Source organism: Alistipes sp. DJF_B185, from assembly GCF_964250025.1.
Classification (GTDB): Bacteria; Bacteroidota; Bacteroidia; order Bacteroidales; family Rikenellaceae; genus Alistipes; species Alistipes finegoldii.
The window spans coordinates 236,933-261,170 of sequence record NZ_CAXUDY010000003.1; the positions used below are offsets into that span (position 1 = coordinate 236,933).

A 24,238-nucleotide genomic window follows, 5' to 3' on the forward strand; every position below is an offset into this window, starting at 1 on the left:
AAATTAGCGACGTATTAAAACCGAAAAGTATGAAGAAGATGATTCTGAGCGCGGTGATGCTGGTTTTGGCCGCATCGGGTTATGCGCAGGAAACGGGCGCTGCGGGCGCCGGAGAGCGCAACGAGTGGCTGCCCACCTTCGAGGCGGTTGCGGTCGATGCCGATCTGGACGTCAAATTCGTCCGGGTTCCCGACACCGAGGCCCCGAAAATCGTATACGACACCAAAGGCTCCTATACCACCAAGTTCCGCGCCGAGGTCAAGGACAAGACCCTGCGCATCAGCGAGAAGCCCGATTCGCGCCGTCCCGAACGCACCGAGGTGACGGTCTATTACAACGCGCTGCGGGCCGTTTCGCTGTCAGGTGCGGCCGCGACGTTCGAGGGGACGCTCGCCGCCGCGGTGCTCGACGTGACGGTCAACCGCAAGGCTTCGCTGACGGCGAAGCTGGAGGTCAAGGACCTCAAGATGGAGCAGACGGGATACAGCACGGCGAACCTTTCGGGTTCGGTGCGTTACCTGTCGCTGTATGTGTCGACGGGCAAGGTGGCCGCATCCGATCTGGAGGTGATGTCGGCCGAGGTCAATGCCCAGAGCAAGGCCGAGGTGTCGTTGTGGATCACCGACCGTTTCGTGGGCAAGACGACGACCAATGCGCGGATCAGCTACAAGGGCGATCCTAAGATCGTACGCGGCGGCGCGAAGTTCATGGGCGGCGAAATCAACCGCGTGGAGTAGCGGATGAAGGGTTTTCGCATATCGGTCCGCCGGAGCGCTCCTGCGGCGGGGCCTGCCGGCTTCTCCGGGCGGGGTGGAACGGGTATTCCTGCGGCGGACGGCGGAGCTGTCTGGCTTTGCCGGTGTAACCGGCGCACCTGCCGGGATACGGAGACGATTCGGCGGGGGCCGGTGGGGATGCCATTGTTTTACGGGACTGAAAACACTGTAGGGCGGCTATGAAAGGATTTCTGGAAGAGGTCGCCGGGGACCTGTATGCCCGATACGGCGAGGGACTGTCCGAGAGGGCCGTGCTCTTTCCGTCGCGGCGTGCGCGGCTGTTTTTCGTCGATGCCCTGACGCGCATCGCCGGGCGGCCCATGTGGCAGCCGGAGTGGGTGACCGTTGACGACCTGATGAGCGAAATATCGGGCCTGCATGCGGGCGACCGCGTGCGGCTCATCACCGAACTCTATAAGGTCTATTCGGAATTCCACACCGAGCCGTTCGACAAGTTCTATTTCTGGGGCGACATGCTCCTCACGGACTTCGACACGATCGACAAGTACCGGATTGACGCGCAGATGCTCTTCCGCAACATCTCCGAAATAAAGGAGATCGAAGCCGACATCTCCTACCTGACGCCCGCCCAGCTGCAGATTCTGTCGTTCTGGTCTTCGCTGGGCGAGGAGGCCGATCTTTCGGAGGAGAAACGCCGCTTTCTGGCGATCTGGAAGACGCTCGGCCCCGTTTACCGCAAATTCCGCCGGCGGCTCGTGTCGCTCGGCATCGCCTACAACGGCATGGTCCAGCGGGCCGCCGCCGACCGCATCGCCGAAGGCGCGTTCGCCTTTCCCGAACCGCGGAGGTATGTAGTGGCGGGATTCAACGCCCTGTCGGAGTGCGAAAAGCAGCTCTTCAAATTCCTTGCTGTTGCCGCCGAAACCGATTTCTACTGGGATTACGACGCTTATTATAAGGACAACCCCGAACAGGAGGCCGGGATGTTCGTGCGCTCGAACGTCGCGCTGTTTCCGCCCCGGACCGAATTCGCGCACGACAACATGCGGGGCGAAAAGGAGGTCGTCTCCGTGGCCGCCGTGTCGAACGCCGTGCAGTGCAAATACGCCGCGGCGATTCTCGCGGACCTCGCACGCCGCCGCGCGCAGGAGGACCCCGAAGTCGCCGCCGGGCTGAAGCCCGCCTTGGGCAAGGAGACCGCCGTGGTGCTGACCGACGAAAACCTGCTGCTGCCGCTGCTGTACGCCCTGCCCGCCGATATAGGCCGTGTGAACGTCACGATGGGTTTTCCCCTGCGGCAGAGCCTTGCCTACACCTTCGTCGAACGCCTTGTGGAGCTGCAGAACCACCGCCGCAAAAAGGGCGGCGGCTGGACCTTCTACCATGCCGACGTGGCGGGTATTTTGGCGCATCCCTATGTCGCCGAGTGCGACGCCGCGCTGACCCGCACGATGCACGAGGAGATCGTCCGCGACCGGCGGATTTCGGTCGATGCCGCATGGCTGGGCCGCAACGAACTGCTGAAACGGATCTTTTCGCCCGCGGCGGAGTGGCGCGAGCTGTCCGATTACCTGCTGGGCGTGATCGCCGCCGTGGCGCGCCAGCCCTACGAGGGCGACGACGCCAGACAGCGGGTCGAATTTCTGGCCGTCATCGCCGAGCAGGTGACCAAACTGCGCAACTCGCTCGACGAATGCGACATCGAGCTTGCGACCGAGGTGTATACCTCGCTGCTGCGCCGCCATTTGCAGACGCTGCGCATCCCCTTCGAGGGCGAACCGCTGGAGGGGATTCAGATCATGGGTATTCTGGAGACCCGCAATGTCGATTTCGAGAACGTCATCCTTCTCTCGATGAACGACGACAATTTTCCGGGCAACCACGTCGCGCAGTCGTCGTTCATTCCCTACAACCTGCGTGCGGCCTACGAACTGCCCACGCCGGAACACCACGAAGGGGTCTATGCCTACTATTTCTACCGCCTGATCCAGCGCGCGAAGAGCGTGCATATGCTCTACTGTTCGCATGCCGACGACAAATCGACGGGCGAGCCGAGCCGCTATATCTACCAGCTGGATTACGAGAGCGGCTTCGACGTGCGCAAGATCGAGGTGGGGGTGGACGTGAACCTCGCCGAGACGGCTCCGATCGAGGTGGCGAAGGACGGGGAGGTGATGCGGCGGCTGGAACGCTTCGTCGATGCCGAAAGTCCCGCCGCGCTTTCGCCGACGGCGTTTTTCCGCTACGTGGCCTGCCCGCTGCGCTTCTATTTCCACTCCGTGGCCCGGCTCGAAGCCGACGACGAGATTTCGGAGGAGGTCGATGCGCCGATGTTCGGCACGATCCTTCACGCCGCCGTGCAGACGCTCTACGCCCGGATCGTGGGCGAGGAGCATCCCGGCCAGACCCTGCGGGCGATGATCCGTTCGGGCGAGGTCGCCGCGGCGGTCGAGCGGGCGATCAACGAAAATTATTTGCAGGACGAACGCGCTTCGGCCGAAGATTATACGGGCAACCTGCTGCTGGTGAAGGATATCGTCACGCGTTATCTGCGTGGCGGGGTGATGCCTTACGATGCGGCGCACGATGCGTTCGCCGTGTCGGGACTGGAGGAGCGGGTGGCTTATTCCTTCCCGTTCCGCGCCGGGGAGCGCGAGCTGGAGATGAAGTTCGGGGGCATCGCCGACCGTATCGACATGCTCGGCGACGGCGCGCTGCGGGTCGTGGACTACAAGACCGGGGCGCCGCATCTGGAGTTCGACGGCGTGGAGAGCCTTTTCACCGGAACCGGCAAACAGCGGCTGTCCAATATCCTGCAGACGCTGCTCTATTCGATGATCCTGCACCATACGCGGGGCTGCGACGCCGAACCCGCGCTCTACTACGTCCGCAGCATGAACCGCCCCGACTATTCGCCGCAGCTGGACGACAAGCAGCTGGGCGTCAGGGGGGCGCGCTATACGCTTTACCGCGAACGTTTCGAGGAGCTGCTGCGTGCGCAGCTGGCCGAAATGTACGACCCTGCGGTGCCGTTCCGCCAGTGCGAGGACGCCGATACGTGCAAGTTCTGCGATTTCCGGATAATCTGCAAACGGGGCTGAGACGGCTCAGAGTTTCACCCTGAAATACGACGCTCCGCTGCGGCGGGCCGCTTCGAGACCGATCTCGGAATCCTCGAAAATCAGGGTCTCGCGCGGCGTGCAGCCCTCGCGGCGCATGGCTTCCAGAAAACAGTCCGGGGCGGGTTTGCTGCGCGCGACGTCGGCGCCCGAAAGAATCCCGTCCACCGCGTTTTCCTCCGGCAGTCTCTCTCCTTTGCGTGACGTGTCTTCGTCCGGCGTTTCGAGACGCCGGACGGCTTGCGGTCCGGCGATTCCCAGATGCCGCATGGCGTTGTCGATATTGGCGCGGCTGCCCGTCGAGACGATCCACACGCGGCCGCCCTGCGCACGGAACTGCCGGCAGAAATCCCATAACGGCCTATTGAGCCGCACGGTGTCGAAAAACGTGGGGTAGAGCGCGATCTTGCGCAGCCGCAGCCGTTCGCGTTCGGCCGGGTCGGCGATGCCGATCCGGGTCAGGAACTCGTCGCACCGCATGCCGAAATAGCGGGCCGCATACTCCTCTTCGGTGAGCGTATAACCCGCTTCGCGCAGCGTGGCGACATAGGCGAGCGTGTTGGCACGCCGGGTGTCGGCCAGCGTGCCGTCGAAATCCAGAAGGATCAGTTTTATTTCGGAGCCGGGGTGTGTCATGTCGTGGCGGAAAATAGGGAACGCCGCAGAAGGCGCGGTTTTTTGAGTTTCGGTGCAGGCTGTCAATCGAACGACTGCATGCCCGACTGGGCGATGCGCATCAGACGCTGGTATTCGGTGGGCGAAAGCTCCATGAAGAAGTAGTGGATCGGGTCCACGCGCATGCCGTTGTAGCGGACTTCGTAATGGAGGTGGGGCGCCAGCGAAAGGCCCGTGTCGCCCGAAAGGGCGATGATGTCGCCGCGGCGCACCTGCTGGCCCTTGCGGACGTTGATCTTCGAGAGGTGGTTGTACGAAGTCTCGTAGCCGTTGCCGTGGTCGATGACGACGGTCTGTCCCGACGTCGAGTTGCGCTGGGCCACCTCGCGCACCGTTCCGTCGGCCGTGGCGAAGACGCGCGACCCTTCGGGAATGGTGTAGTCCACGCCCTGATGCGATTGCAGCGTCTTGTAGAAGGGGTGGATGCGCATGCCGTACGAAGCCGTGAGCAGCGTCAGCTGCTTGTTGATCACGGGCTGGATCGACGGGATGTTGTCGCACCGGCTGCCGGCCGAGTCGATGCGCGCCTGCAGGTCGAGGTAGGTGTCGTTCAGCTCGTCGAGCCGCGTCTCCATTTCGGCCACGCGTTCGCGCAGCTCGCGTTTGAGACGGCGCGACGAACGGTTGAAGATGTTTTCGTAGGTGGCGGCCTGCTTGCGCTCGTACTCCGAGTCGAAGTCGTAGGGGTCCGACTCGAAGAGGATGCGGAAGACGTTGCGGTCGCGCTCCGAGAGGTTGCGCATCACCGTCGTCAGCGTGTCGTATCGCTGGACGAGGGCCGTGTATTCGCGGCGCAGGCGGTCGGTCGAGTGCTTGAGCTCGTACTCGACGGGCGTGTCGAAGAACACCGAGAAACCGATGTAGTAGAGCACGGCGACGCCCGCCCATACGAAGAAATGGATCGTGGCGCGTATGATGTTCTGTTTGCGGCGCTTACGCTTGCGAAGCCGTATCAGGTCCTTTTTTCCGGCCATACGTTACATTTCGAAATTGGTTTCACGCATCCGCGCCATCAGGTCGTCGTATTCGGCGGCGGTCATGTCGCGGTTGAAATAGTTGACCGGATTCACGGGCGTACCCTTGTGAATCACTTCGTAGTGGAGGTGGGGCCCCGTCGAGCGTCCCGTGTTGCCCGTTTCGGCGATCACCTGACCGCGGGTCACGCGTTCGCCCGGTTTGACCAGCACCTTGCTCAGGTGGGCGTAGCGGGTCTTGTAGCCGAAACCGTGGTTTACGAGCACCTGATAGCCGTAGCCGCCGTTGTAGCCGCTGCCGACGGCCAGTTCAACCTCGCCGTCGCCGGTGGCGTATACCGGCGTACCCCGGTCGCAGCCGAAATCGACGCCCGTGTGGGCCTGCACGCGGTGGAGTACGGGGTGGTAGCGGCGCGGCGAAAATGCGCCGATGTGGTTGTTGTGCAGCGCCGAACGGTCGATGGGCCAGATGGCCGGAACCGCCGCCGACATCTTCTCCTTGTCCTGCGAGAAGGCCTGCAGTTCGTCGAACGACACCGATTCGAGGTAGAGCGTGCGGGCCAGCGCGTCGAGCTGCCGCCACGTGCCGACCATCAGCGGGGCGTAGTCGTCGTCGAGCAGCGCGGCGTATTTGGTGTCGGGGTAGGGCTGCCAGACGCCTTCGATCGACATCGTGTCGGTCGAGAAGAGCGAACGGTAGACGTAGTTGTCGCGGTGGCGTATTTCGTCCACGTGGCGCTGCGCCGTGCGGATGCGGTCCTGCAGGATGCGGTATTTGATCACCAGATCGCGGTTCTCGCGGATGATGCGGTACATCTTCGGGGTGTAGAAGAAGTAGGAGAAGAGTACGTTGGCGATCGAGACGAGAATGAAGCCGATGAGTATCTTGCGGATCAGACGGTAGGTGCGCAGGCGGAACGGGGCGGTGACCACGTCGCGCGTCAGTGTCTGCGCCTCGTGCGTCAGCGTGTGTGTATCCGATCTTTGCCCTTTTTGCCCCATCGTGGAAAAAACTCCTGTTAATAGGATGCAAATTTAACTTTAATTGTGTAATTTTGCAACCCGAAATCACAAACGAAAGAATCGGATAAAATCTTATATATGGAATCGAATAAAATTCGCCGCGCCTTTCTCGACTTCTTCGAGAGCAAGGGCCATGTGATCGTGCCTTCGGCGCCGATGGTCGTGAAGGGCGACCCCACGCTGATGTTCACCAATGCGGGCATGAACCAGTTCAAGGACATCTTTCTGGGCAACGCGCCCCGCAAATATCCGCGTGCGGCCGATACCCAGAAGTGCCTGCGCGTGTCGGGCAAGCACAACGACCTCGAAGAGGTGGGCCACGACACCTATCACCACACGATGTTCGAGATGCTGGGCAACTGGTCTTACGGCGACTACTTCAAGAAGGAGGCGATCGAGTGGGCGTGGGAGCTGCTGGGCGGCGTCTACAAACTGCCGGCCGACCGCATGTACGCCACGGTTTTCGAAGGCTCGGAGGAGGACGGCGTGCCCTTCGATCAGGAGGCTTACGACTACTGGAAGCAATTCCTGCCCGAAGACCACATCATCCGCGGCAACAAGCACGACAACTTCTGGGAGATGGGCGAGACGGGTCCCTGCGGTCCCTGCTCGGAGATTCATTTCGACCTGCGCGACGAGGCGGAGATCGCCGCCAAGCCGGGCCGCGAGATGGTCAATGCGGGCCATCCGCAGGTGATCGAGATCTGGAACCTCGTCTTCATGCAGTTCAACCGCAAGGCCAACGGCTCGCTGGAGCCGCTGCCGGCCCGCAACGTCGATACGGGCATGGGCTTCGAGCGTCTGTGCATGATTCTGCAGGGCAAGAAGTCCAATTACGACACCGATGTCTTCCAGCCTACGATCCAGCGTATTTCGCAGCTGTCGGGCAAGGTTTACGGCGCCGACGCCAAGTGCGACGTGGCGATGCGCGTCATCGCCGACCACCTGCGCGCCATCGCCTTTTCGATCGCCGACGGCCAGCTGCCGTCGAACGTCAAGGCCGGTTACGTCATCCGCCGCATCCTGCGCCGCGCCGTGCGTTACGGCTATACCTACCTCGGCTTTACGGAGCCGACGATCTGCAAGCTCGTTCCCGGACTGGTGGAGCAGATGGGGGAGCAGTTCCCCGAACTGAAGGCCCAGCAGTCGCTGATCGAAAAGGTGATCGAGGAGGAGGAGGCTTCGTTCCTGCGTACGCTGGCCACGGGCATCAACCTGCTGGACGGCGTGATCGAAAAGACCAAGGGCGAGGGCCGGGAGCTGATTTCGGGCAAGGACGCCTTCGAACTCTACGATACGTTCGGCTTCCCGATCGACCTGACGGAGCTGATCGCCCGCGAGCAGGGCGTCGGCGTGGACCTCGCGGCCTTCGAAACCGAACTGCAGGCCCAGAAGGAGCGTTCGCGCAACGCTGCGGCCGTCGATACCGACGACTGGGTGGAGCTGTTCCCCATCAGGGAGAGCCTCTTCACGGGGTACGATACGCTGACCGAGCAGGTCCGGATCGCCCGCTACCGCCGCGTGACCTCCAAAGGCAAGACCTCTTACCAGCTGGTCTTCGACCGCACGCCGTTCTACGGCAATTCGGGCGGTCAGATCGGCGACATCGGCTATATCGAGAACGCCGACGAGCGCATCGCGGTCGTGGCCACCGAGAAGGAAAACGGACTGATTATCCATATCGTCAGGGAGCTGCCCGAAAATCCCGCGGCCGGGTTCACGGCCGTCGTGGACGCCGCGAAGCGTCAGTCCGCGGCCAACAACCATACGGCCACGCACCTCATGCACGAGGCGCTGCGCAAGGTCCTCGGACAGCATGTCGAGCAGAAAGGTTCGATGGTGACGCCCGAAATCCTGCGTTTCGACTTCTCTCATTTCCAGAAAATGACCCCGCAGGAGCTGCGCGAGGTCGAGATGCTTGTAAACCGCGCCGTGCGGGCCAACTATCCGTTCGAAGAGAACCGCGAAGCCACCAAGGAGGAGGCTGAGAAATGCGGTGCGATGATGCTCTTCGGCGAGAAGTACGGCGACAAGGTGCGCATGGTCCGCTTCGGCTCGTCGGTCGAGTTGTGCGGCGGTACGCATACCAGCGCCACGGGCAACATCGGCTTCTTCAAGATCCTGAACGAAAGCGCCATTTCGGCCGGCGTGCGCCGTATCGAGGCCGTGACGGGCGAGCGCGCCGAGCAGATCATCTATGCCGCCGAGGATACGATGCGCGACATCAGCGACTATCTGCATAACCCGCAGGTGCTGCAGGCCGTCAAGAAGATGTTCGAAAGCAACGAAGCGCTGTCGAAGGAGGTCGAGACCATGCGCCGCGAGCAGGTTGCGCAGTGGGCCGATAAGATCATCGCCTCGACGCCCGAACGCCGCGGCGTGCAGCTGATCGCCACGCAGACCGACCGTACGCCCGAATTCGTCAAGGATCTGGCCTATTGTCTGCGTGCGCGTGCTCCGAAACTGGTGCTCGTGCAGGGTTCGGTCAACGACGGCAAGCCGATGCTGACGGTGATGCTCGGCGAAGAGATCACGGCGCAGGGCGTAAATGCCGGAGCCGTGGTGCGCGAAGCTGCGAAACTGATGCAGGGCGGCGGCGGCGGTCAGGCGTTCTTCGCCACGGCCGGCGGCAAGAACCCCGACGGGTTGCAGGCGGCCATCGACAAGGCCGTGGAGCTGATAATGGCGCAGCTGCATTAGGCCGTCCGATTCCGGCGGCGAACCGCCTTTTGGCAAGTTGCCGGCTGATGAATTTGCGGCGGGGCGGTTGTGATTTTCCGGCGATAATTTCCGGCGGCGAATTCCCGGTCGCAATGTCTGGCGGTGGTTCCGACACGGTTCCCGGTCGCGCTGCGACGGATATTTGCCGGGTGCGGAATCGGCGGTGCATAGGCCAAACGGTGCGACGGCATGGGCCGGAGCGAAACAGATGAGATAATTACTAAAAACAAACGATTATGAATAACAAGGTATTATTGATGATCCTCGACGGCTGGGGCAACGGCCATCACGACAAGGCCGATGTGATTTCGACCGTGCATCCCGAATATATCTCGGCCATGACGGAGAAATATCCCCACGCCCAGCTGCGCACCGACGGCGAGAACGTCGGCCTGCCCGAAGGACAGATGGGCAACTCGGAGGTCGGACACCTCAATATCGGCGCCGGCCGCGTGGTTTATCAGGATCTCGTGAAGATCAACCGCGCCTGCCGCGACAACTCGATCATGGAGAATCCTGAGGTGAAGGCGGCGTTCGAATACGCCAAAAAGAACGGTGTGAACATGCACTTCATGGGGCTGGTGTCGGACGGCGGCGTACACTCGTCGCTGGAGCACCTCTTCAAGTTGTGCGACATTTCGGCGGCCTACGGCCTCGACAATACCTACGTGCATTGCTTTATGGACGGCCGCGACACCGACCCGCGCAGCGGCAAGGGTTTCGTCGCCGACCTCGAAAAGCACCTCGCCGCCACGACGGGCAGGATCGCTACGGTGATCGGCCGTTATTACGCCATGGACCGCGACAAGCGCTGGGAGCGTGTGAAGATCGCATACGACGCGCTGGTCAACGGCATCGGCGAACGTTCGTCGGACATGGTCGAAGCCGTCCAGAAGTCCTATGACGAGGGCGTGACGGACGAGTTCATCAAGCCTTTCGTGCGCATCGACGAGAACGGACAGCCCGTCGGCATGATCCGCCCGAACGACGTGGTGATCTTTTTCAACTACCGTAACGACCGCGCCAAGGAGCTGACCGTCGTGCTGACGCAGGAGGACATGCCGGCCGAAGGGATGCACACCATGCCGCTCTACTACTGCTGCATGACGCCCTATGACGCCAAGTTCACGGGCCTGCACATCCTCTTCGACAAGGAGAACGTACCCAACACCATCGGCGAGTACGTCTCGAAGCTGGGCCTGCGGCAGCTGCGCATCGCCGAGACCGAGAAATACGCCCACGTCACGTTCTTCCTGAACGGCGGCCGCGAAGCGGAGTTCGAAGGCGAAGAGCGTATCCTCGTGGCGTCGCCCAAGGTCGCCACGTACGACCTCCAGCCCGAAATGAGCGCTCCGGAAGTGGCTGACAAGCTGGCCGCCGCGCTCGGTGAGCGGAAGTTCGACTTCATCTGCCTGAACTTCGCCAACGGCGACATGGTGGGCCATACGGGCGTTTACGAGGCCATCGTCAAAGCGGTAAAGGCCGTAGACGGATGCGTCGCCAAGGTCGTCGAAGCGGCCAAGGCCAACGGTTACGAGGTCGTGATGATCGCCGACCACGGCAATGCCGACAATGCCGTCAATGCCGACGGTACGCCCAATACGGCGCACTCGCTCAATCCGGTGCCCATCGTGGTCGTTTCGGACCGCGTGAAGTCGGTGCACGACGGCATCTTGGCCGACGTGGCTCCCACGGTGCTCCGCCTGATGGGCCTCGAACAGCCTGCCGAAATGACCGGCAAGGCGCTCGTGGAGCTGAAATAGCCCGCTTGCTGACACAAAAAATCCCGCACCGTAAAGTGCGGGATTTTTGTTTCGGGGCGGAATTCGGTTCCGGGTGCGGAACGGTTTCCGGTCGGATGCTTCGCGCTGCTCTTAGTCGAGCTCCTCCTTGAACTTCTCGATCCAGCCGGGTAGGAGACGCAGGGCGTGCGCCATCTGGTATTCGGTATTCGTCCGGTTGTTTGTGATGAATTCCATGGCGACCTTGAAGCAGTTGTCCTCTCCGTCTCGCTCCGCCGAACACTTGCAAACGAATTTGTCCCGGTTCTGATCGTTGGAAATCGCCAGCAGTTTGTCATAAGGGACGTCGGCAGTGAAATTCGCCGATACCTCCACGTAGGCGTAATCCATGTCCGCCACTTCTTTTATGATGGCGTAGTAGTTGATTCCCTGTACTTTGAACAGAATGTCCCTGTCTTCGTCGAACGTCGGGACATAGCCTTCGCGCTTCAGAAAAGCGAAGATATCCTCCCGGACGCTCTGCTGGGCGAAGAGCGCGGAAACCGTGCCGAAAATCAGGAGCAGGGTGAGCGTAAATTTCTTCATGCCGATTCTTTTTTTAGGTTTTGCAATAGTCAAAGATAATGAATTCCTGCGCATGGTGGAGCGGAACCGGACGAAATTTGTGCGGGTGTGGGTTCCTCCGAACAACGTCTGCTGTTTCGGCAATCGTACCGCCTTCTGCAGAAGCTTCGCGCCGCGGACCTCCGGGGCTGCCTTGGGTGATGGCGCGGACCGGAAGTTTTTCGTCTGCGGCGATCGCTGCTGCGCATGACGGAGTCAGTAGAGTTCGATGAATTCGTATGTATTGCCTACGGCGGCGAGGTAGCGCAGGAACTCGCTGCGGGAGACGACCACCGTGGCGCGGTTGTCGTTGGGGTGGAACGAATAGGCCGGGAATCTCTCCAGATTCCGGTCCAGAAACAGGTGTACGTGGCGCTCCGGGTCGTTGATCAGCCCGAAGGGCGACACCGAGCCGGGACGCAGTCCGAGCCAGCGCTCCATGCGCTGCTCCGATGCGAACGAGAGCTTGCCCTGCCGCAGGCGGCGTTCGAGGTCGTGGATGGCGAGGTTCTGCTCGCAGTCGAACGCCACGAGGTAGTGGCGGTTGCCCTTGTGGTTGCGGAAAAAGAGGTTCTTGCAGTGCTTCGAGCCGTCGTCGCGCCAGTATCGGCGTGCGATTTCGATGGTCGGGGCTTCGGGGTGTTCGTACCACGTGTAGGCGATGCCGTGGCTGTCGAGCCAGTCGAAGACTTTTTGGCGTCGGTCGGTCGTTTCCATCGTTTTTGAAACTGTTTTTCAGTAATATATGGGCCGTCCCTTGATTCTCCGGATGAAATGGCGGAACCGGACGATCCAATGGGGCAGCAGGTGAAGCGATTCGGGAAGGGTGAGGTACATCCACAGGATTTTCTTTCCGACGATGGGATGATGCATCGAATCGGCGTCGAAATATTGCCTGAACAGCTCCCGGTTGCGGATGATTTCGCGCTGCAAAGCGCGGTTGCCGGCCGCATCTGTCGTACTGATCGACCTTGCGAGGTTTGTCAGTCCGTGTTCCGAATAGGCTTCGGCCAGATATTCGGGATCGGTGATCCCGAACCGTTCGGTCAGCGCCTGCTGTTTGGCCAGTATCGACACTCCGGCGCGAAATGTTTCGGCGGCGGGCTGCCGCCGCTGCGAAAGCGACGTTCCGTCGGGGCAGACCTGATAATGGTAATAGGTACCCGAACGCAGAATGATCTGCCGGACGTGGCTCAGGTATCCGAGTACGAAGACGAGATCCTCGCAAATGGAGAGCCCGGTGTCGAACCGGAGCGCTTCCCGGCGGATCAGCGGGAGGGAGAACAGTTTGCAGTAGGTCCATCCGTCGCGCAGCAGGCGGTTTTCGACGATTATTTTCCCCAGCTCGCCTTGCGTGCCGGTGGTGTCGGGGTAGTCGTAAAGCTCCGTGCGGTTTTGGGCGATGTATTCGATGGCGACGCCTTGGCTGACCAGCAGGTCGCCGTCGGGCAGCGGGGTGCGGAAAAATGCAGCCAGATATTGGTGATCGACCCGGTCGTCGCAGTCCATGAATGCGACGTAACGGCTTTCGGCCAGCTCCAGTCCCCGGTTCCGGGCCGCGGAGACTCCGCCGTGCGGCAGACGCATGACCCGGATGCGCGGATCGCGTCTGGCGTATTGCTCGCCGATGTCGGCCGTCCGGTCGGTGGAGCCGTCGTCCATCACCAGCACTTCGAAATCCCGGAACGTCTGGGCCAGCAGGTCGTCGAGACAGTTCGGGAGATAATTTGCGGCGTTATAGGCGGGAACGATAAGGGTCAGCAGAGGTCTCCCGGTCATTATCCTATGTGATAAAATGTTTTGATATTCTCTTCGATGCATCCTACCAGCACGTCCACGGCTTCGCGGGGCGACCATGCGTTGTGGGGCGAGAGCAGCAGGCGGTCGGGTTCGCGGATGCCGAGCAGCGGACTGTCGGCGGCGAAGGGTTCGCGCGAGAAGACGTCGAGGGCCGCGCCGGCGATCGAACCCCGGTCGAGTGCTTCGGCCAGCGCCGCTTCATCGACGATGCCGCCGCGGGCGACGTTTATGAGGAGGGCCGAGCGTTTCATGACCGACAGTTCCGGCGCGCCGATCAGTCCGCGGGTGCGGTCGTTCAGCGGGGCGTGGATCGAGACGATGTCGGAGCGGCCCAGCAGTTCGGTGAGCGGAAGCGCGGGGTAAGGCTCTTCGCGTACGACGCCCGACGTCGAGGTGTAGCACACTTCGCAGCCGAATGCCGCTGCCAGCCGTGCTACCTCGCGGCCGATGGCGCCGAGTCCGACGATGCCCCATTTCGAGCCGTAGAGCTGGTGGGTGGGCAGTGCGAAATGGAACTGCTGTCCGGCGGCGGAGTAGGCGCCGCTCTTGACGTAACGGTCGTAATAGACGATGTTGCGACGCAGTGCGATGGCCGCTCCGAGGGTGGTTTCGGCCACGGAGTGCGTCGAGTAGCCTGCGGCGTTCTTTACCTCGATCCCCAGCTCGGCCGCGGCTTCGAGGTCGATGTTGTTGGTGCCGGTGGCGGCTACGCAGATCAGCCGCAGCCGGGGCAGGGACTGAAGCGTTTCGTGGCGCAGGACCACCTTGTTGGTGATTATCACGTCGGCTTCGCGGCAGCGGTCGGGAAGCTCTTCCGGCGTCGTGCGGGCGTAACCCTTGTATTCGCCCAAGGCTTGGAGCCGGCCGAGGTCGGCGCCTCCGAGTGTGTACTCGTCCAGAAATACGATGTTCGGTTTCATAAGGATATGCGTTTTTAGTTCATTTCTCCGATCAGGCCGCGGATTACGACCGACGCGCAGCCGATGCCGAACAGCGCGGGGATGTAGGATATGGTGCCGACGTTCGACTTCTTGTTCTGCTCCTCGCAGAGGATCAGCGCCCCTTTGCGCATCGGTTCGGGCGAGTAGACGGCCCTGAAACCGCTGCGGACGCCGATTTTGTGGAGCCGCTTGCGCAGCATGTGGGCCAGCGGACAGTGGTGGGTCTTGGAGATGTCGGCGATCTCCATCTTCGTCGGGTCGGTCTTGGCCCCTGCGCCCATCGAGCTGACCAGCGGCAGCGAACGGTCCAAAGCACCCTTTATCAGCGCCAGTTTGGGCGAGAGGGTGTCGATGGCGTCCACTGTGTAGTCGTATTTCGCGGCGTCGAGCAGCAGGTCGGTCTCCTCGTCCTTGATATAGCGGCTGACCACCGTGAGTTCTATCTCCGGGTTGATGTCGCGCAGGCGTTCGGCCAGAATTTCGGCTTTCTGGCGGCCGACGGTCGAGTGGAGGGCGACCAGCTGGCGGTTGATGTTGCTCGGCGCCACGGCGTCGGCATCGGCGATGGTCATGCGGCCCACGCCGGCCCGGACGATCATCTCGGCGGCATAGGCTCCCACGCCGCCCAGCCCGACGACCAGTACGTGGGCCTTTCGGAGCAGATCGAGTTTCTCTTTGCCGAGCAGCAGCTCGGTGCGTTCAAGCCAATTATCCGTATTCATTTTCAATTGCTGTGTTCGTTTTATCGGGCCGGGAGCGGCGGCGTTCCGGCCGCCTTGTCCTGCCCTTGCGGCCCGGTCGTAAATATCCGTCCGTAGTTTTCCAGCGTCGCCCGTTGCAGTTCCTCCGGCGTGACGCCTTTTACTTTCGCGGCGCGCGCGTAGATCTCTTCGATCGGGACATCGCTGTCGTCGGTTTCGAGAAAAAGCTGCGAGAGGGGTATTTCGCGCAGGGATTCCAGCGTTTTGGGCGATGCGAAGGCGCGCAGGCCGAACGAGAGGTAATAGCCTTTTAAGACGGCCCGGCGGGCCTGTTCGGGCGATCCGATGAAGCCGTGAAAAATCACTGCGCGGGGCCGGCAGGCGTCCAGTTCGCGCATGACCGGCTCGAAAGCCCTGACGCAGTGCAGAACCACGGGCAGCCGCCGTTCGCGCGCCAGCGCGAGCTGCGCCCTGAACGCCGCCAGCTGTACCGCACGGTCGGCGCCGCGTACGAAATCGAGTCCCGTTTCGCCGACGGCCTGCACCTCGCCGAGCAACGGCGCGATCGTGCTAACGTCTTCTTTGTCAGCATTCCACGGATGAATTCCGGCTGTCCGCAGTTCGATGCCGCGGCCGGTCGGGCGGTGGGTGTGTATGTTGACGAATCGATCGGTCATCGCGACAAATGTACGAATTTTAAGTAAATTAAAAAATAATAGATATTGCATACCGGATTCTCGGAAAAAATTCGTATTTTCGCCCGCGAATTATGGCTGTTAGCACACTAACAACGCACGACGAACCCAAAATATATCCAAACATAACAATCAAAATCTTTAACCATGTCGAAAATCATTACACTACGCAAGGGTCTCGACATCAATCTCCGGGGAAAGGCTCAGGAGTCTCTGGCCGACGCGCCGCTGGCTTCGGAGTATGCCCTCTCGCCTCTCGATTTCGAGGGCGTGACTCCCAAGTTGCTGGTTAAGGTGGGCGATGAGGTGAAAGCCGGTACGCCGCTGTTCTTCAACAAGTACAGCGAGCGCATCCTCTTCACGTCGCCCGTCAGCGGTACGGTTGCGGCCGTCAACCGCGGCGAGAAGCGCAAGATTCTCTCCGTGACCGTGACGCCCGCCTCCGTACAGAGCTACGAGGAGTTCGCGAAGCCCGATCTGCAGAAGGCTTCCCGCGAGGAGATTGTCGAGCTGCTGCTCAAGTCGGGTCTCTGGCCCATGATCGTGCAGCGACCCTACGGCGTTATCGCCGACCCGAACGACACGCCGAAAGCGGTCTTCATCTCCGCCTTCGATTCCGCGCCGCTGGCTCCGGACTACAACTACGTCCTGCGCGCCGAGCAGAAGAACCTCCAGACCGGTATCGACGTAATGCGCAAACTCACTTCGGGCAAGGTGCATCTTTCGGTGCGCGCCAAGGCCGAGGGGCAGATGACTGCGCTCAAGGGCGCCGAGACGCATGCCTTCGCGGGCAAGCACCCCGTCGGCAACGTCGGCGTGCAGATCCACCACATCGACCCCGTGAACAAGGGCGAAGTCGTGTGGACGGTCAACATTCAGGATCTGGCGATCATCGGCCGTCTGTTCAACGAGGGCCGCGTCGATATGACGAAGATCATCGCCGTGGCCGGCTCGGAGATCGAAAAGCCGCAGTACTGCCGCATCATCGCGGGCGCCAAGGTCGATTCGATCCTCAAGGGCAACGTGAAGCCTCAGAAGGAGGGCGACCATGTGCGCATCATTTCGGGCAACGTGCTCACGGGTACGAAAACCGCGGCCGACGGCTTCATCGGTTTCTATGCCAACCAGCTGACGGTGATTCCCGAAGGCGACAAGTTCGAGCTGCTGGGCTGGGCGATGCCCCGTTTCAACAAATTCTCCGTATCGCGCGCCTACTTCTCGTGGCTCTGCCCCAAGAAGGAGTACAATCTCGATACCAACATGAACGGCGGCGAGCGTCCGTTCGTGGTGACGGGCCTTTACGAGCGGTATCTGCCGATGGACATCTACCCGATGTACCTGCTCAAGGCGTGTCTCGCCGGCGACATCGACAAGATGGAAAACCTCGGCATCTACGAAGTGGTCGAAGAGGATTTCGCGCTTTGCGAGTTCGTCGATCCCTCGAAGATCGAGATTCAGCAGATCATCCGCGACGGTATTAACTTAATGATTAAGGAGGCTTAACGATGAGCGCATTACGCAATTTAGTAGACAAGCTCAAGCCCACGTTCACCAAGGGTGGCAAGCTGGGCTTCTTGGAATCGACGTTCGATGCGTTCGAAACGTTCCTGTTCGTACCCGACACGACGACTTCCAAAGGCGCGCATATCCGCGACTGCAACGACATGAAGCGTACGATGATCATGGTGGTCGTCGCCCTGATGCCGGCGCTTCTGTTCGGTTTCTATAACACGGGTTACATGCACTTCCTCTCGCAGGGCGTGCAGCCCGAATTCTGGGCTTCGCTCTGGTTCGGATTCCTCAAGGTGCTCCCCCTGATCGTCGTTTCGTACGTCGTGGGTCTGGGCATCGAGTTCGCATTCGCCCAGTTCCGCGGCCACGAGGTCAACGAGGGCTTCTTGGTGTCGGGTCTGCTGATCCCGATGATCATGCCGGTGGACATTCCGCTCTGGATGGTGGCTCTCTCGACCGCCTTCGCCGTCGTCTTCGGCAAGGAGGTGTTCGGCGGTACGGGCATGAACGTCTTCAATCCCGCGCTGCTGGCGCGCGCCTTCGCCTTCTTCGCCTATACGCCCTCGATGTCGGGCGCGACGGTGTGGATCGCGGGCATGACCTCCGGCGAGGGCGTGGTGGACGGCTTCTCCGGCGCAACGGCGCTCGAAAACCTGAGCACCACGGGCCGGATGGGCTATTCGGCCATGGACGCCTTCCTCGGTTTCATTCCGGGCTGCGTGGGCGAGACTTCGACGCTGGCGATCCTGATCGGCGCGGCGATCCTGCTCTTCACGGGCGTCGCTTCGTGGCGCACGATGGTCTCGGTATTCGTCGGCGGTCTGGCGATGGGCTATCTCTTCCAAGCGCTCGGCGTGACGACCTATCCGGCATGGTGGCACCTGATCGTCGGCGGTTTCGCTTTCGGTGCGGTCTTCATGGCCACCGATCCCGTCACCTCGGCGCAGACCGATAAGGGCAAATACATCGTGGGTCTGATGACCGGTGCGCTGGCCGTGCTGATCCGCGTGGTCAATCCGGCCTATCCCGAAGGCATGATGCTATCGATCCTCTTCATGAATGCGCTGGCTCCGCTGGTGGACTACTATGTGGTCGAGGCGAACATCTCGCGCAGAAAGAAACGTGTTAAACTGGCAAAATAGGGGAGAATATGGCAACGAAAAAATTCAAATGCACCGTTTGCGGCTACATTCACGAAGGAGACGCCGCACCCGAAAAATGCCCGGTCTGCATGGCCCCCGCCTCGGCGTTCGTCGAACTGAAGGACGAGAAGAAAAAGGGGCTGTTCAGCGACAAGAACGGCAACGCATATATTATAATGTACTCGACGGTGATGGTGGTCATCGTAGCGACGCTGCTGGCCGTGGCCGCACTTTCGCTCCAGTCGCGCCAGTACGCCAACGAGCTGAACGAGAAGAAGCAGTCGATCCTTTCGTCGCTCTCGGCGCAGGGTGAGAATTACGACGCCTTCATCAAGGGCTACGTGCTCGACGCCGACGGCAACGAGCTCGAAGGCGAGGATGTCTTCGAGCTGCTGAAGGACCTTCAGGGCGCTTTCGACGACGGCAAGTTCCCCGTATTCGAAGCCGCCGACGGCCGCGTGGTGATTCCCGTGACCGGCATGGGCCTCTGGGGACCCGTCTGGGGCTATATCGCCCTCGAAAAGGATATGGACACCGTGGCCGGTATCATCATGGCCCACAAGGGCGAGACCCCCGGTCTGGGCGCCGAGATCGCAACGCCGAAATATCAGGCGCAGTTCGTCGGCAAGAAGATCTTCAAAGGCGACGAGTTCGTCTCCGTGAAACTGCGCAAGGGCGGCGCTCAGGACCCCGAACATGAGGTCGATGCCATTTCCGGCGGTACGAAGACCTCGGACGGCGTGACGGCGATGCTCTACAACAGCATGGAACACTACCTGCCGCTGCTCGAAGCCAAGCGCAAGGCCGCGGTCGAGCAGGTCGTATTTGCTCCCGTGCGGGATGAGTCTAACGAAGAAAATGTAGAAAACAATGAGTAAGAACGAAAAAGAGCCTTTGTTTTCGGCTAAGAACATGAAGTTCCTGACGGGGCCGTTCTCCGCGAACAACCCGGTCATCGTGCAGATTCTGGGTATCTGCTCGGCGCTGGCCGTCACCGTACAGCTCAAACCCGCCATCGTCATGGCCTTGTCCGTGACGGTCGTGACGGGATTCTCGAATCTGGTGATGTCGCTGCTGCGCAACGGCGTGCCCTCGCGCATCCGCATCATCGTACAGCTGGTGGTTATCGCCGCGCTGGTAATTCTGGTCGATCAGGTGCTTAAAGCCTACGTTTTCGAGGTTTCCAAGCAGCTGTCGGTTTACGTGGGCCTTATCATCACCAACTGTATCGTCATGGGCCGCATCGAGGCCTTCGCGCTGGCCAACAAGCCGTGGGCGTCACTGCTCGACGGTATCGGCAACGGTCTGGGCTACGGCCTGATTCTGGTGATCGTGGCTTTCTTCCGCGAGCTTTTCGGTTCGGGTTCGCTGCTGGGCTTCCGCATCGTTCCTGAGAGCTGGTATATCGCCGAGGGCGGTTTCTACTCCAACTGCGGCCTGATGCTCTTCCCGCCGATGGCGCTGATCATCGTGGGCTGCATCATCTGGGTGCACCGTTCGCGCAACAAGGATTTACAGGAAAAATAGGAGAATAGCGTATGGAATCATTGAATATCTTTATCCGGTCGATCTTTATCGACAACATGGTCTTCGCGTTCTTCTTCGGCATGTGTTCCTACATCGCCGTTTCGAAGAGCGTCAAAACCGCCCTCGGCCTCGGCGCCGCCGTTACGTTCGTAATGGTGATGACCGTGCCGCTGAACTACTTCCTGTATGAATACGTACTCAAGGCGGGCGCCCTCGCGTGGGCCGGGCTTCCGGACGTCAATCTGGACTTCCTGACCTTCATCGTCTTCATCGCCACCATCGCGGCTTTCGTGCAGCTGGTGGAGATGGCCGTCGAGAAGTTCTCGCCGACGCTTTACAGCCAGCTGGGCATCTTCCTGCCGCTGATCGCCGTGAACTGCGCCATCATGGGCGGCTCGCTCTTCATGCAGCAGAAAGTCGATGCGCTGGAGCTTACGTCGCTCTGGCAGTCGATCGTCTACGGTCTGGGCTCCGGTCTGGGCTGGTGGCTGGCTATCGTGATGATGGCCGCGATCCGCGAGAAGACGACTTACTCGCAGATTCCTGCGGCGCTCAAGGGGCCGGGTATCGCCTTTATCATCACCGGCCTGATGGGTATCGCCTTCATGATCTTCTCCGGTATTCAGTTCTAACCTTAAAAGAGATTCGGAAAACATGGAATTGACTATTATAGTTGCAATCATTGCCTTTCTGGCTGTAACCCTCCTCTTGGTGGGGCTGCTTCTCTTCGCAAAGGCTAAACTGACCTCGTCGGGCGAAGTGACGATCGACATCAACGACGGCGAGAAGGTCATCACCGCCGAGAGCGGCTCGACGCTGCTTTCGACGCTGGCCAACAACAAGGTGTTCCTGCCTTCGGCCTGCGGCGGCGGCGGTTCGTGCGGCATGTGCAAATGTCAGGTGCTCGAAGGCGGCGGCGATATTCTGCCGACCGAAACCGGATTCATTTCGCGCAAGCTGGCCAAGGACCACTGGCGTCTGGGCTGTCAGGTCAAGGTGAAGGAAAACCTCAGGATCAAGGTCCCCGAAGCCGTGCTCGGCGTCAAGAAGTGGGAGTGTACGGTCGTCTCCAACCGCAACATTTCGACCTTCCTCAAGGAGTTCGTCGTGAAGCTGCCCGAAGGCGAGAACCTCAAGTTCCGCAGCGGCGGTTACATTCAGATCGACATCCCGAAGTACGACGCCATCAAGTTCTCGGACATGGACGTCGATGAGAAGTACCGCGCCGACTGGGACAAGTTCAAGATGTGGGATCTGGTTACGACCAACCCCGAAGACACGTTCCGCGCCTACTCGATGGCCAACCACCCGGCCGAGGGCAATATCATCATGCTCAACATCCGTATCGCCACTCCGCCGTTCGACAAGGCGACGGGCGGCTTCATGAAGGTCAATCCGGGTATCTGCTCGTCGTATGTCTTCTCGCGCAAGCCGGGCGACAAGATCACGATTTCGGGTCCTTACGGCGAGTTCTTCCTGCCGGACGACCTGCCCGACACGCAGGAGCTGATCTTCATCGGCGGCGGCGCCGGCATGGCGCCCATGCGCAGCCACCTGATGCACCTGTTCAAGACCGAGAAGACCAAGCGTCCCGTTTCGTTCTGGTACGGCGCGCGTGCGCTGAAGGAGGTTCCCTATCTCGACGAGTTCCACGCCATCGAGAAGGATTTCCCCAACTTCTCGTTCAATCTGGCACTCGACCGTCCCGATCCCGAAGCGGACGCCGCAGGCGTGAAGTACACGCCGGGCTTCGTCCACAACGTGCTGTACGAGAATTACCTGAAGAACCATCAGGCGCCTGAGGACTGCATCTATCTCATGTGCGGACCTCCGATGATGATCGCTTCGGTGGTGAAGATGCTTGACAGTCTCGGCGTGCCGCCCGAAAATATCCTCTACGACAACTTCGGTTCGTAATCCGATTTGTCGGTATTCGAATCCCCGGACAGCTGTCCGGGGATTTTTTTGTGCTACGGAACGGTCCCTTTGCGGGGACGCCGTTTCGGGAATTTTATTATATTTGTAGTAATAACCGATTTACCAACTTAAAACCAAATTCTATCGAAATGAACATTCCTTCCATTTTCTGGTTCATTCCCGCTGCCGCGGTTATCGCCCTGCTGCTGGCTTGGGCGTTTTACCGTGCGATGAAGCGCGAGGATGAAGGCACGCCGCGCATGCGCGAGATCGCCGGGCACGTGCGCCGGGGCGCCATGGCCTACCTGCGCCAGCAGTACAAGGTCGTCGCCATCGTATTCGTGGTGCTGGCGCTGTTTTTCGCCTATCTGGCCTACGGCGCCGGGGTGCAGAACCCGTGGGTGCCCTTCGCTTTCCTGACGGGCGGATTCTTTTCGGGACTGGCCGGCTATTTCGGCATGAAGACCGCGACCTACGCTTCGGCGCGTACGGCCAACGCCGCGCGCCAGTCGCTCGACCGCGGCCTGAAGGTCGCATTCCGCAGCGGCGCGGTGATGGGGCTGGTCGTAGTGGGGCTGGGCCTGCTCGACATTTCGTTCTGGTACGTCATCCTCGAATATTTCGTCGATGTCACCGGACCGCAGAAACTCGTCGTCATCACGACCACCATGCTGACCTTCGGCATGGGCGCTTCGACGCAGGCGCTCTTCGCGCGCGTCGGCGGCGGCATCTATACCAAGGCGGCCGACGTGGGCGCCGACCTCGTGGGCAAGGTCGAGGCGGGAATTCCCGAAGACGACCCGCGCAATCCCGCGACCATCGCCGACAATGTGGGCGACAACGTGGGCGACGTGGCCGGCATGGGCGCCGACCTTTACGAAAGCTACTGTGGCTCGATACTCGCCACCGCGGCCCTCGGAGCCGCCGCCTTCGCTTCGGCGGACGGGATGGCCATGCAGCTGCGCGCCGTGCTGGCGCCGATGCTGATCGCCGCCGTGGGCATCGTGCTTTCGATCATCGGCATCTTCCTCGTGCGCACCAAGGAGGGCGCCACGATGCGCGAACTGCTCCGTTCGCTGGGCGTGGGCGTCAATTTCAGTTCGCTGCTGATCGCCGGCGCGACGTTCGGCATCCTCTACCTGCTGGGAATCGAGAACTGGATCGGACTGTCGTTCTCGGTCATCACGGGACTCTTGGCCGGCATCATCATCGGGCAGGCCACCGAGTATTACACCTCGCACTCCTACAAGCCGACGCAGAAGATCGCCGGAAGCGCACAGACGGGACCCGCCACCGTGATTATCGCGGGTATCGGGTCGGGCATGATCTCGACGGCCGTTCCGGTCCTGACGATCGGCGTGGCGATTATCCTCGCCTACCTTTGCGCCATCGGCTTCGACATGGAGCATATCATGTCTGCGCAGAGCATATCGCTGGGCCTTTACGGCATCGGCATCGCCGCGGTCGGCATGCTCTCGACGCTGGGCATCACCCTCGCCACGGACGCTTACGGCCCGATCGCCGACAATGCCGGCGGCAATGCCGAGATGAGCGGGCTGGGACCCGAAGTGCGCAAACGCACCGATGCGCTCGACGCGCTGGGCAACACGACGGCCGCCACGGGCAAGGGCTTCGCCATCGGTTCGGCCGCGCTGACGGCCCTCGCGCTGCTGGCCTCCTATATCGAGGAGATACGCATCGGACTGCTGCACAACGGCGTGACGGCCCTCGACCTGCCCAACGGCACGACGCAGCTGGTCGAGAAGGCTTCGCTCCTCGATTTTATGGAGTATTACCACGTGTCGCTGATGAATCCGACGGTGCTGATCGGCGTGTTTGTCGGCGCGATGATGTCGTTCCTGTTCTGCGGCCTGACGATGAACGCCGTGGGGCGTGCGGCCCAGAGCATGGTGAACGAGGTGCGCCGCCAGTTCCGCGAGATCAAGGGCATCCTTACGGGCGAGGGCACTCCCGACTATGCCCGGTGCGTCGAGATTTCGACGCGCGGCGCCCAGCGCGAGATGCTGCTGCCGAGTCTGCTGGCTATCGCCGTGCCGGTGGTCGTCGGCTTGGTGTTCGGCGTGGCGGGCGTCATGGGACTGCTTGTCGGCGGCCTGAGTTCGGGCTTCGTGCTGGCCGTGTTCATGGCCAATGCGGGCGGCGCGTGGGACAACGCCAAGAAGATGGTCGAAGAGGGGCATTTCGGCGGTAAAGGCTCCGACTGCCACAAGGCGACCGTCGTGGGCGATACTGTGGGCGACCCCTTCAAGGATACGTCGGGTCCGTCGCTCAATATCCTCATCAAACTGATGTCGATGGTCTCGATCGTCATGGCCGGCCTGACGGTGGCTTTCCACCTTTTTTAGTCTGCCGGAATCCCTTGCTGCGACGGCTGCCTGCATCTGCGGG

General features: G+C 61.0%; 20 protein-coding genes. 11 read left to right on the forward strand and 9 right to left on the reverse strand.

Annotated features, from left to right (window positions below; translation table 11 throughout):
- Positions 1 to 29 precede the first annotated feature (29 nt).
- The gene (locus ACESTR_RS06175; protein WP_278686230.1) at positions 30 to 737 is read left to right on the forward strand and encodes a GIN domain-containing protein; all 708 of its coding nucleotides are present in this window, start codon (positions 30 to 32) and stop codon (positions 735 to 737) included.
- Positions 738 to 955: 218 nt separating this feature from the next.
- Positions 956 to 3,838 carry a PD-(D/E)XK nuclease family protein gene (locus ACESTR_RS06180; protein WP_014776343.1) on the forward strand — a complete coding sequence of 961 codons (2,883 nt, stop codon included), beginning with the start codon at positions 956 to 958 and terminating at the stop codon, positions 3,836 to 3,838.
- 6 nt (positions 3,839 to 3,844) lie between these two features.
- Here the strand turns inward: ACESTR_RS06180 and ACESTR_RS06185 are convergent, their stop codons facing one another.
- The 3 genes from ACESTR_RS06185 to ACESTR_RS06195 all read right to left on the reverse strand — a co-directional run bounded on the left by ACESTR_RS06185 (position 3,845) and on the right by ACESTR_RS06195 (position 6,507).
- On the reverse strand, positions 3,845 to 4,492 hold the full coding sequence (locus ACESTR_RS06185) for an HAD family hydrolase (protein WP_227042357.1): 648 nt from the start codon (positions 4,490 to 4,492) through the stop codon (positions 3,845 to 3,847).
- Positions 4,493 to 4,554: 62 nt separating this feature from the next.
- A complete protein-coding gene (locus tag ACESTR_RS06190) occupies positions 4,555 to 5,505 on the reverse strand; it encodes a M23 family metallopeptidase (protein ID WP_014776345.1) in 951 nt (316 codons plus the stop codon).
- Positions 5,506 to 5,508: 3 nt separating this feature from the next.
- Entirely contained in the window at positions 5,509 to 6,507 is a 999-nt protein-coding gene (locus ACESTR_RS06195) for a M23 family metallopeptidase (protein ID WP_009598512.1), read from the reverse strand.
- 99 nt (positions 6,508 to 6,606) lie between these two features.
- On the opposite strand from ACESTR_RS06195, the gene alaS reads away from it, so the two are divergent.
- Positions 6,607 to 9,228 (forward strand): alanine--tRNA ligase, encoded by a 2,622-nt coding sequence (alaS, locus tag ACESTR_RS06200; RefSeq protein WP_373179008.1) that lies wholly within the window; start codon positions 6,607 to 6,609, stop codon positions 9,226 to 9,228.
- 257 nt (positions 9,229 to 9,485) lie between these two features.
- On the forward strand, positions 9,486 to 11,012 hold the full coding sequence (gene gpmI / locus ACESTR_RS06205; protein ID WP_014776347.1) for a 2,3-bisphosphoglycerate-independent phosphoglycerate mutase: 1,527 nt from the start codon (positions 9,486 to 9,488) through the stop codon (positions 11,010 to 11,012).
- Between the two features lie 111 nt (positions 11,013 to 11,123).
- On the opposite strand, the gene ACESTR_RS06210 is transcribed toward gpmI, so the two are convergent.
- From ACESTR_RS06210 to ACESTR_RS06235, 6 genes are all read right to left on the reverse strand, one after another.
- Positions 11,124 to 11,576, reverse strand: a complete 453-nt coding sequence (locus tag ACESTR_RS06210) for a hypothetical protein (protein ID WP_022044019.1) — start codon at positions 11,574 to 11,576, stop codon at positions 11,124 to 11,126.
- A 234-nt stretch (positions 11,577 to 11,810) separates the two neighbouring features.
- Positions 11,811 to 12,311 (reverse strand): prolyl-tRNA synthetase associated domain-containing protein, encoded by a 501-nt coding sequence (locus ACESTR_RS06215; RefSeq protein WP_009598491.1) that lies wholly within the window; start codon positions 12,309 to 12,311, stop codon positions 11,811 to 11,813.
- Between the two features lie 18 nt (positions 12,312 to 12,329).
- Complete coding sequence (locus tag ACESTR_RS06220) at positions 12,330 to 13,373, reverse strand: glycosyltransferase (protein ID WP_278686235.1); 1,044 nt, start codon at positions 13,371 to 13,373, stop codon at positions 12,330 to 12,332.
- Entirely contained in the window at positions 13,373 to 14,314 is a 942-nt protein-coding gene (locus ACESTR_RS06225) for an NAD(P)-dependent oxidoreductase (protein WP_302574517.1), read from the reverse strand. Before ACESTR_RS06225 ends, ACESTR_RS06220 begins: the two co-directional genes overlap by 1 nt.
- 14 nt (positions 14,315 to 14,328) lie before the next feature.
- Entirely contained in the window at positions 14,329 to 15,057 is a 729-nt protein-coding gene (locus tag ACESTR_RS06230; RefSeq protein WP_302574520.1) for a tRNA threonylcarbamoyladenosine dehydratase, read from the reverse strand.
- A gap of 20 nt (positions 15,058 to 15,077) precedes the next feature.
- Positions 15,078 to 15,713: a TatD family hydrolase gene (locus tag ACESTR_RS06235; RefSeq protein WP_302269339.1), complete on the reverse strand. Its 636-nt coding sequence runs from the start codon at positions 15,711 to 15,713 to the stop codon at positions 15,078 to 15,080.
- A 165-nt stretch (positions 15,714 to 15,878) separates the two neighbouring features.
- Between ACESTR_RS06235 and ACESTR_RS06240 the strand changes: the two genes are divergently transcribed.
- From ACESTR_RS06240 to ACESTR_RS06270, 7 genes are all read left to right on the forward strand, one after another.
- Positions 15,879 to 17,234 carry a Na(+)-translocating NADH-quinone reductase subunit A gene (locus ACESTR_RS06240; protein ID WP_022044015.1) on the forward strand — a complete coding sequence of 452 codons (1,356 nt, stop codon included), beginning with the start codon at positions 15,879 to 15,881 and terminating at the stop codon, positions 17,232 to 17,234.
- A 2-nt stretch (positions 17,235 to 17,236) separates the two neighbouring features.
- Positions 17,237 to 18,385 carry an NADH:ubiquinone reductase (Na(+)-transporting) subunit B gene (locus tag ACESTR_RS06245; protein WP_022044014.1) on the forward strand — a complete coding sequence of 383 codons (1,149 nt, stop codon included), beginning with the start codon at positions 17,237 to 17,239 and terminating at the stop codon, positions 18,383 to 18,385.
- An 8-nt stretch (positions 18,386 to 18,393) separates the two neighbouring features.
- On the forward strand, positions 18,394 to 19,263 hold the full coding sequence (gene nqrC / locus ACESTR_RS06250; protein WP_009598541.1) for an NADH:ubiquinone reductase (Na(+)-transporting) subunit C: 870 nt from the start codon (positions 18,394 to 18,396) through the stop codon (positions 19,261 to 19,263).
- Positions 19,256 to 19,912, forward strand: coding sequence for an NADH:ubiquinone reductase (Na(+)-transporting) subunit D (locus tag ACESTR_RS06255; RefSeq protein WP_009598523.1), 657 nt, complete (start codon positions 19,256 to 19,258; stop codon positions 19,910 to 19,912). The genes nqrC and ACESTR_RS06255 overlap by 8 nt, the downstream gene beginning before the upstream one ends.
- Positions 19,913 to 19,923: 11 nt before the next feature.
- Positions 19,924 to 20,544 carry an NADH:ubiquinone reductase (Na(+)-transporting) subunit E gene (gene nqrE, locus ACESTR_RS06260; RefSeq protein WP_009598469.1) on the forward strand — a complete coding sequence of 207 codons (621 nt, stop codon included), beginning with the start codon at positions 19,924 to 19,926 and terminating at the stop codon, positions 20,542 to 20,544.
- A gap of 22 nt (positions 20,545 to 20,566) precedes the next feature.
- On the forward strand, positions 20,567 to 21,829 hold the full coding sequence (nqrF, locus tag ACESTR_RS06265) for an NADH:ubiquinone reductase (Na(+)-transporting) subunit F (RefSeq protein WP_009598516.1): 1,263 nt from the start codon (positions 20,567 to 20,569) through the stop codon (positions 21,827 to 21,829).
- Positions 21,830 to 21,978: 149 nt separating this feature from the next.
- The gene (locus tag ACESTR_RS06270) at positions 21,979 to 24,195 is read left to right on the forward strand and encodes a sodium-translocating pyrophosphatase (RefSeq protein ID WP_130062800.1); all 2,217 of its coding nucleotides are present in this window, start codon (positions 21,979 to 21,981) and stop codon (positions 24,193 to 24,195) included.
- Positions 24,196 to 24,238 lie beyond the last annotated feature (43 nt).

Excerpts from the sequence above, each read along its gene's own strand:
- ACESTR_RS06180 (WP_014776343.1), top strand. The coding sequence starts at position 956 with ATGAAAGGATTTCTGGAAGAGGTCGCCGGGGACCTGTATGCCCGATAC.
- ACESTR_RS06235 (WP_302269339.1), bottom strand. The coding sequence starts at position 15,713 with ATGACCGATCGATTCGTCAACATACACACCCACCGCCCGACCGGCCGC.
- ACESTR_RS06245 (WP_022044014.1), top strand. The coding sequence starts at position 17,237 with ATGAGCGCATTACGCAATTTAGTAGACAAGCTCAAGCCCACGTTCACC.
- ACESTR_RS06255 (WP_009598523.1), top strand. The coding sequence starts at position 19,256 with ATGAGTAAGAACGAAAAAGAGCCTTTGTTTTCGGCTAAGAACATGAAG.
- nqrC (WP_009598541.1), top strand. The coding sequence starts at position 18,394 with ATGGCAACGAAAAAATTCAAATGCACCGTTTGCGGCTACATTCACGAA.
- ACESTR_RS06195 (WP_009598512.1), bottom strand. The coding sequence starts at position 6,507 with ATGGGGCAAAAAGGGCAAAGATCGGATACACACACGCTGACGCACGAG.
- ACESTR_RS06210 (WP_022044019.1), bottom strand. The coding sequence starts at position 11,576 with ATGAAGAAATTTACGCTCACCCTGCTCCTGATTTTCGGCACGGTTTCC.
- ACESTR_RS06240 (WP_022044015.1), top strand. The coding sequence starts at position 15,879 with ATGTCGAAAATCATTACACTACGCAAGGGTCTCGACATCAATCTCCGG.
- ACESTR_RS06270 (WP_130062800.1), top strand. The coding sequence starts at position 21,979 with ATGAACATTCCTTCCATTTTCTGGTTCATTCCCGCTGCCGCGGTTATC.
- nqrF (WP_009598516.1), top strand. The coding sequence starts at position 20,567 with ATGGAATTGACTATTATAGTTGCAATCATTGCCTTTCTGGCTGTAACC.
- ACESTR_RS06220 (WP_278686235.1), bottom strand. The coding sequence starts at position 13,373 with ATGACCGGGAGACCTCTGCTGACCCTTATCGTTCCCGCCTATAACGCC.
- ACESTR_RS06225 (WP_302574517.1), bottom strand. The coding sequence starts at position 14,314 with ATGAAACCGAACATCGTATTTCTGGACGAGTACACACTCGGAGGCGCC.
- ACESTR_RS06175 (WP_278686230.1), top strand. The coding sequence starts at position 30 with ATGAAGAAGATGATTCTGAGCGCGGTGATGCTGGTTTTGGCCGCATCG.
- gpmI (WP_014776347.1), top strand. The coding sequence starts at position 9,486 with ATGAATAACAAGGTATTATTGATGATCCTCGACGGCTGGGGCAACGGC.
- ACESTR_RS06215 (WP_009598491.1), bottom strand. The coding sequence starts at position 12,311 with ATGGAAACGACCGACCGACGCCAAAAAGTCTTCGACTGGCTCGACAGC.
- ACESTR_RS06185 (WP_227042357.1), bottom strand. The coding sequence starts at position 4,492 with ATGACACACCCCGGCTCCGAAATAAAACTGATCCTTCTGGATTTCGAC.
- alaS (WP_373179008.1), top strand. The coding sequence starts at position 6,607 with ATGGAATCGAATAAAATTCGCCGCGCCTTTCTCGACTTCTTCGAGAGC.
- ACESTR_RS06190 (WP_014776345.1), bottom strand. The coding sequence starts at position 5,505 with ATGGCCGGAAAAAAGGACCTGATACGGCTTCGCAAGCGTAAGCGCCGC.
- ACESTR_RS06230 (WP_302574520.1), bottom strand. The coding sequence starts at position 15,057 with ATGAATACGGATAATTGGCTTGAACGCACCGAGCTGCTGCTCGGCAAA.
- nqrE (WP_009598469.1), top strand. The coding sequence starts at position 19,924 with ATGGAATCATTGAATATCTTTATCCGGTCGATCTTTATCGACAACATG.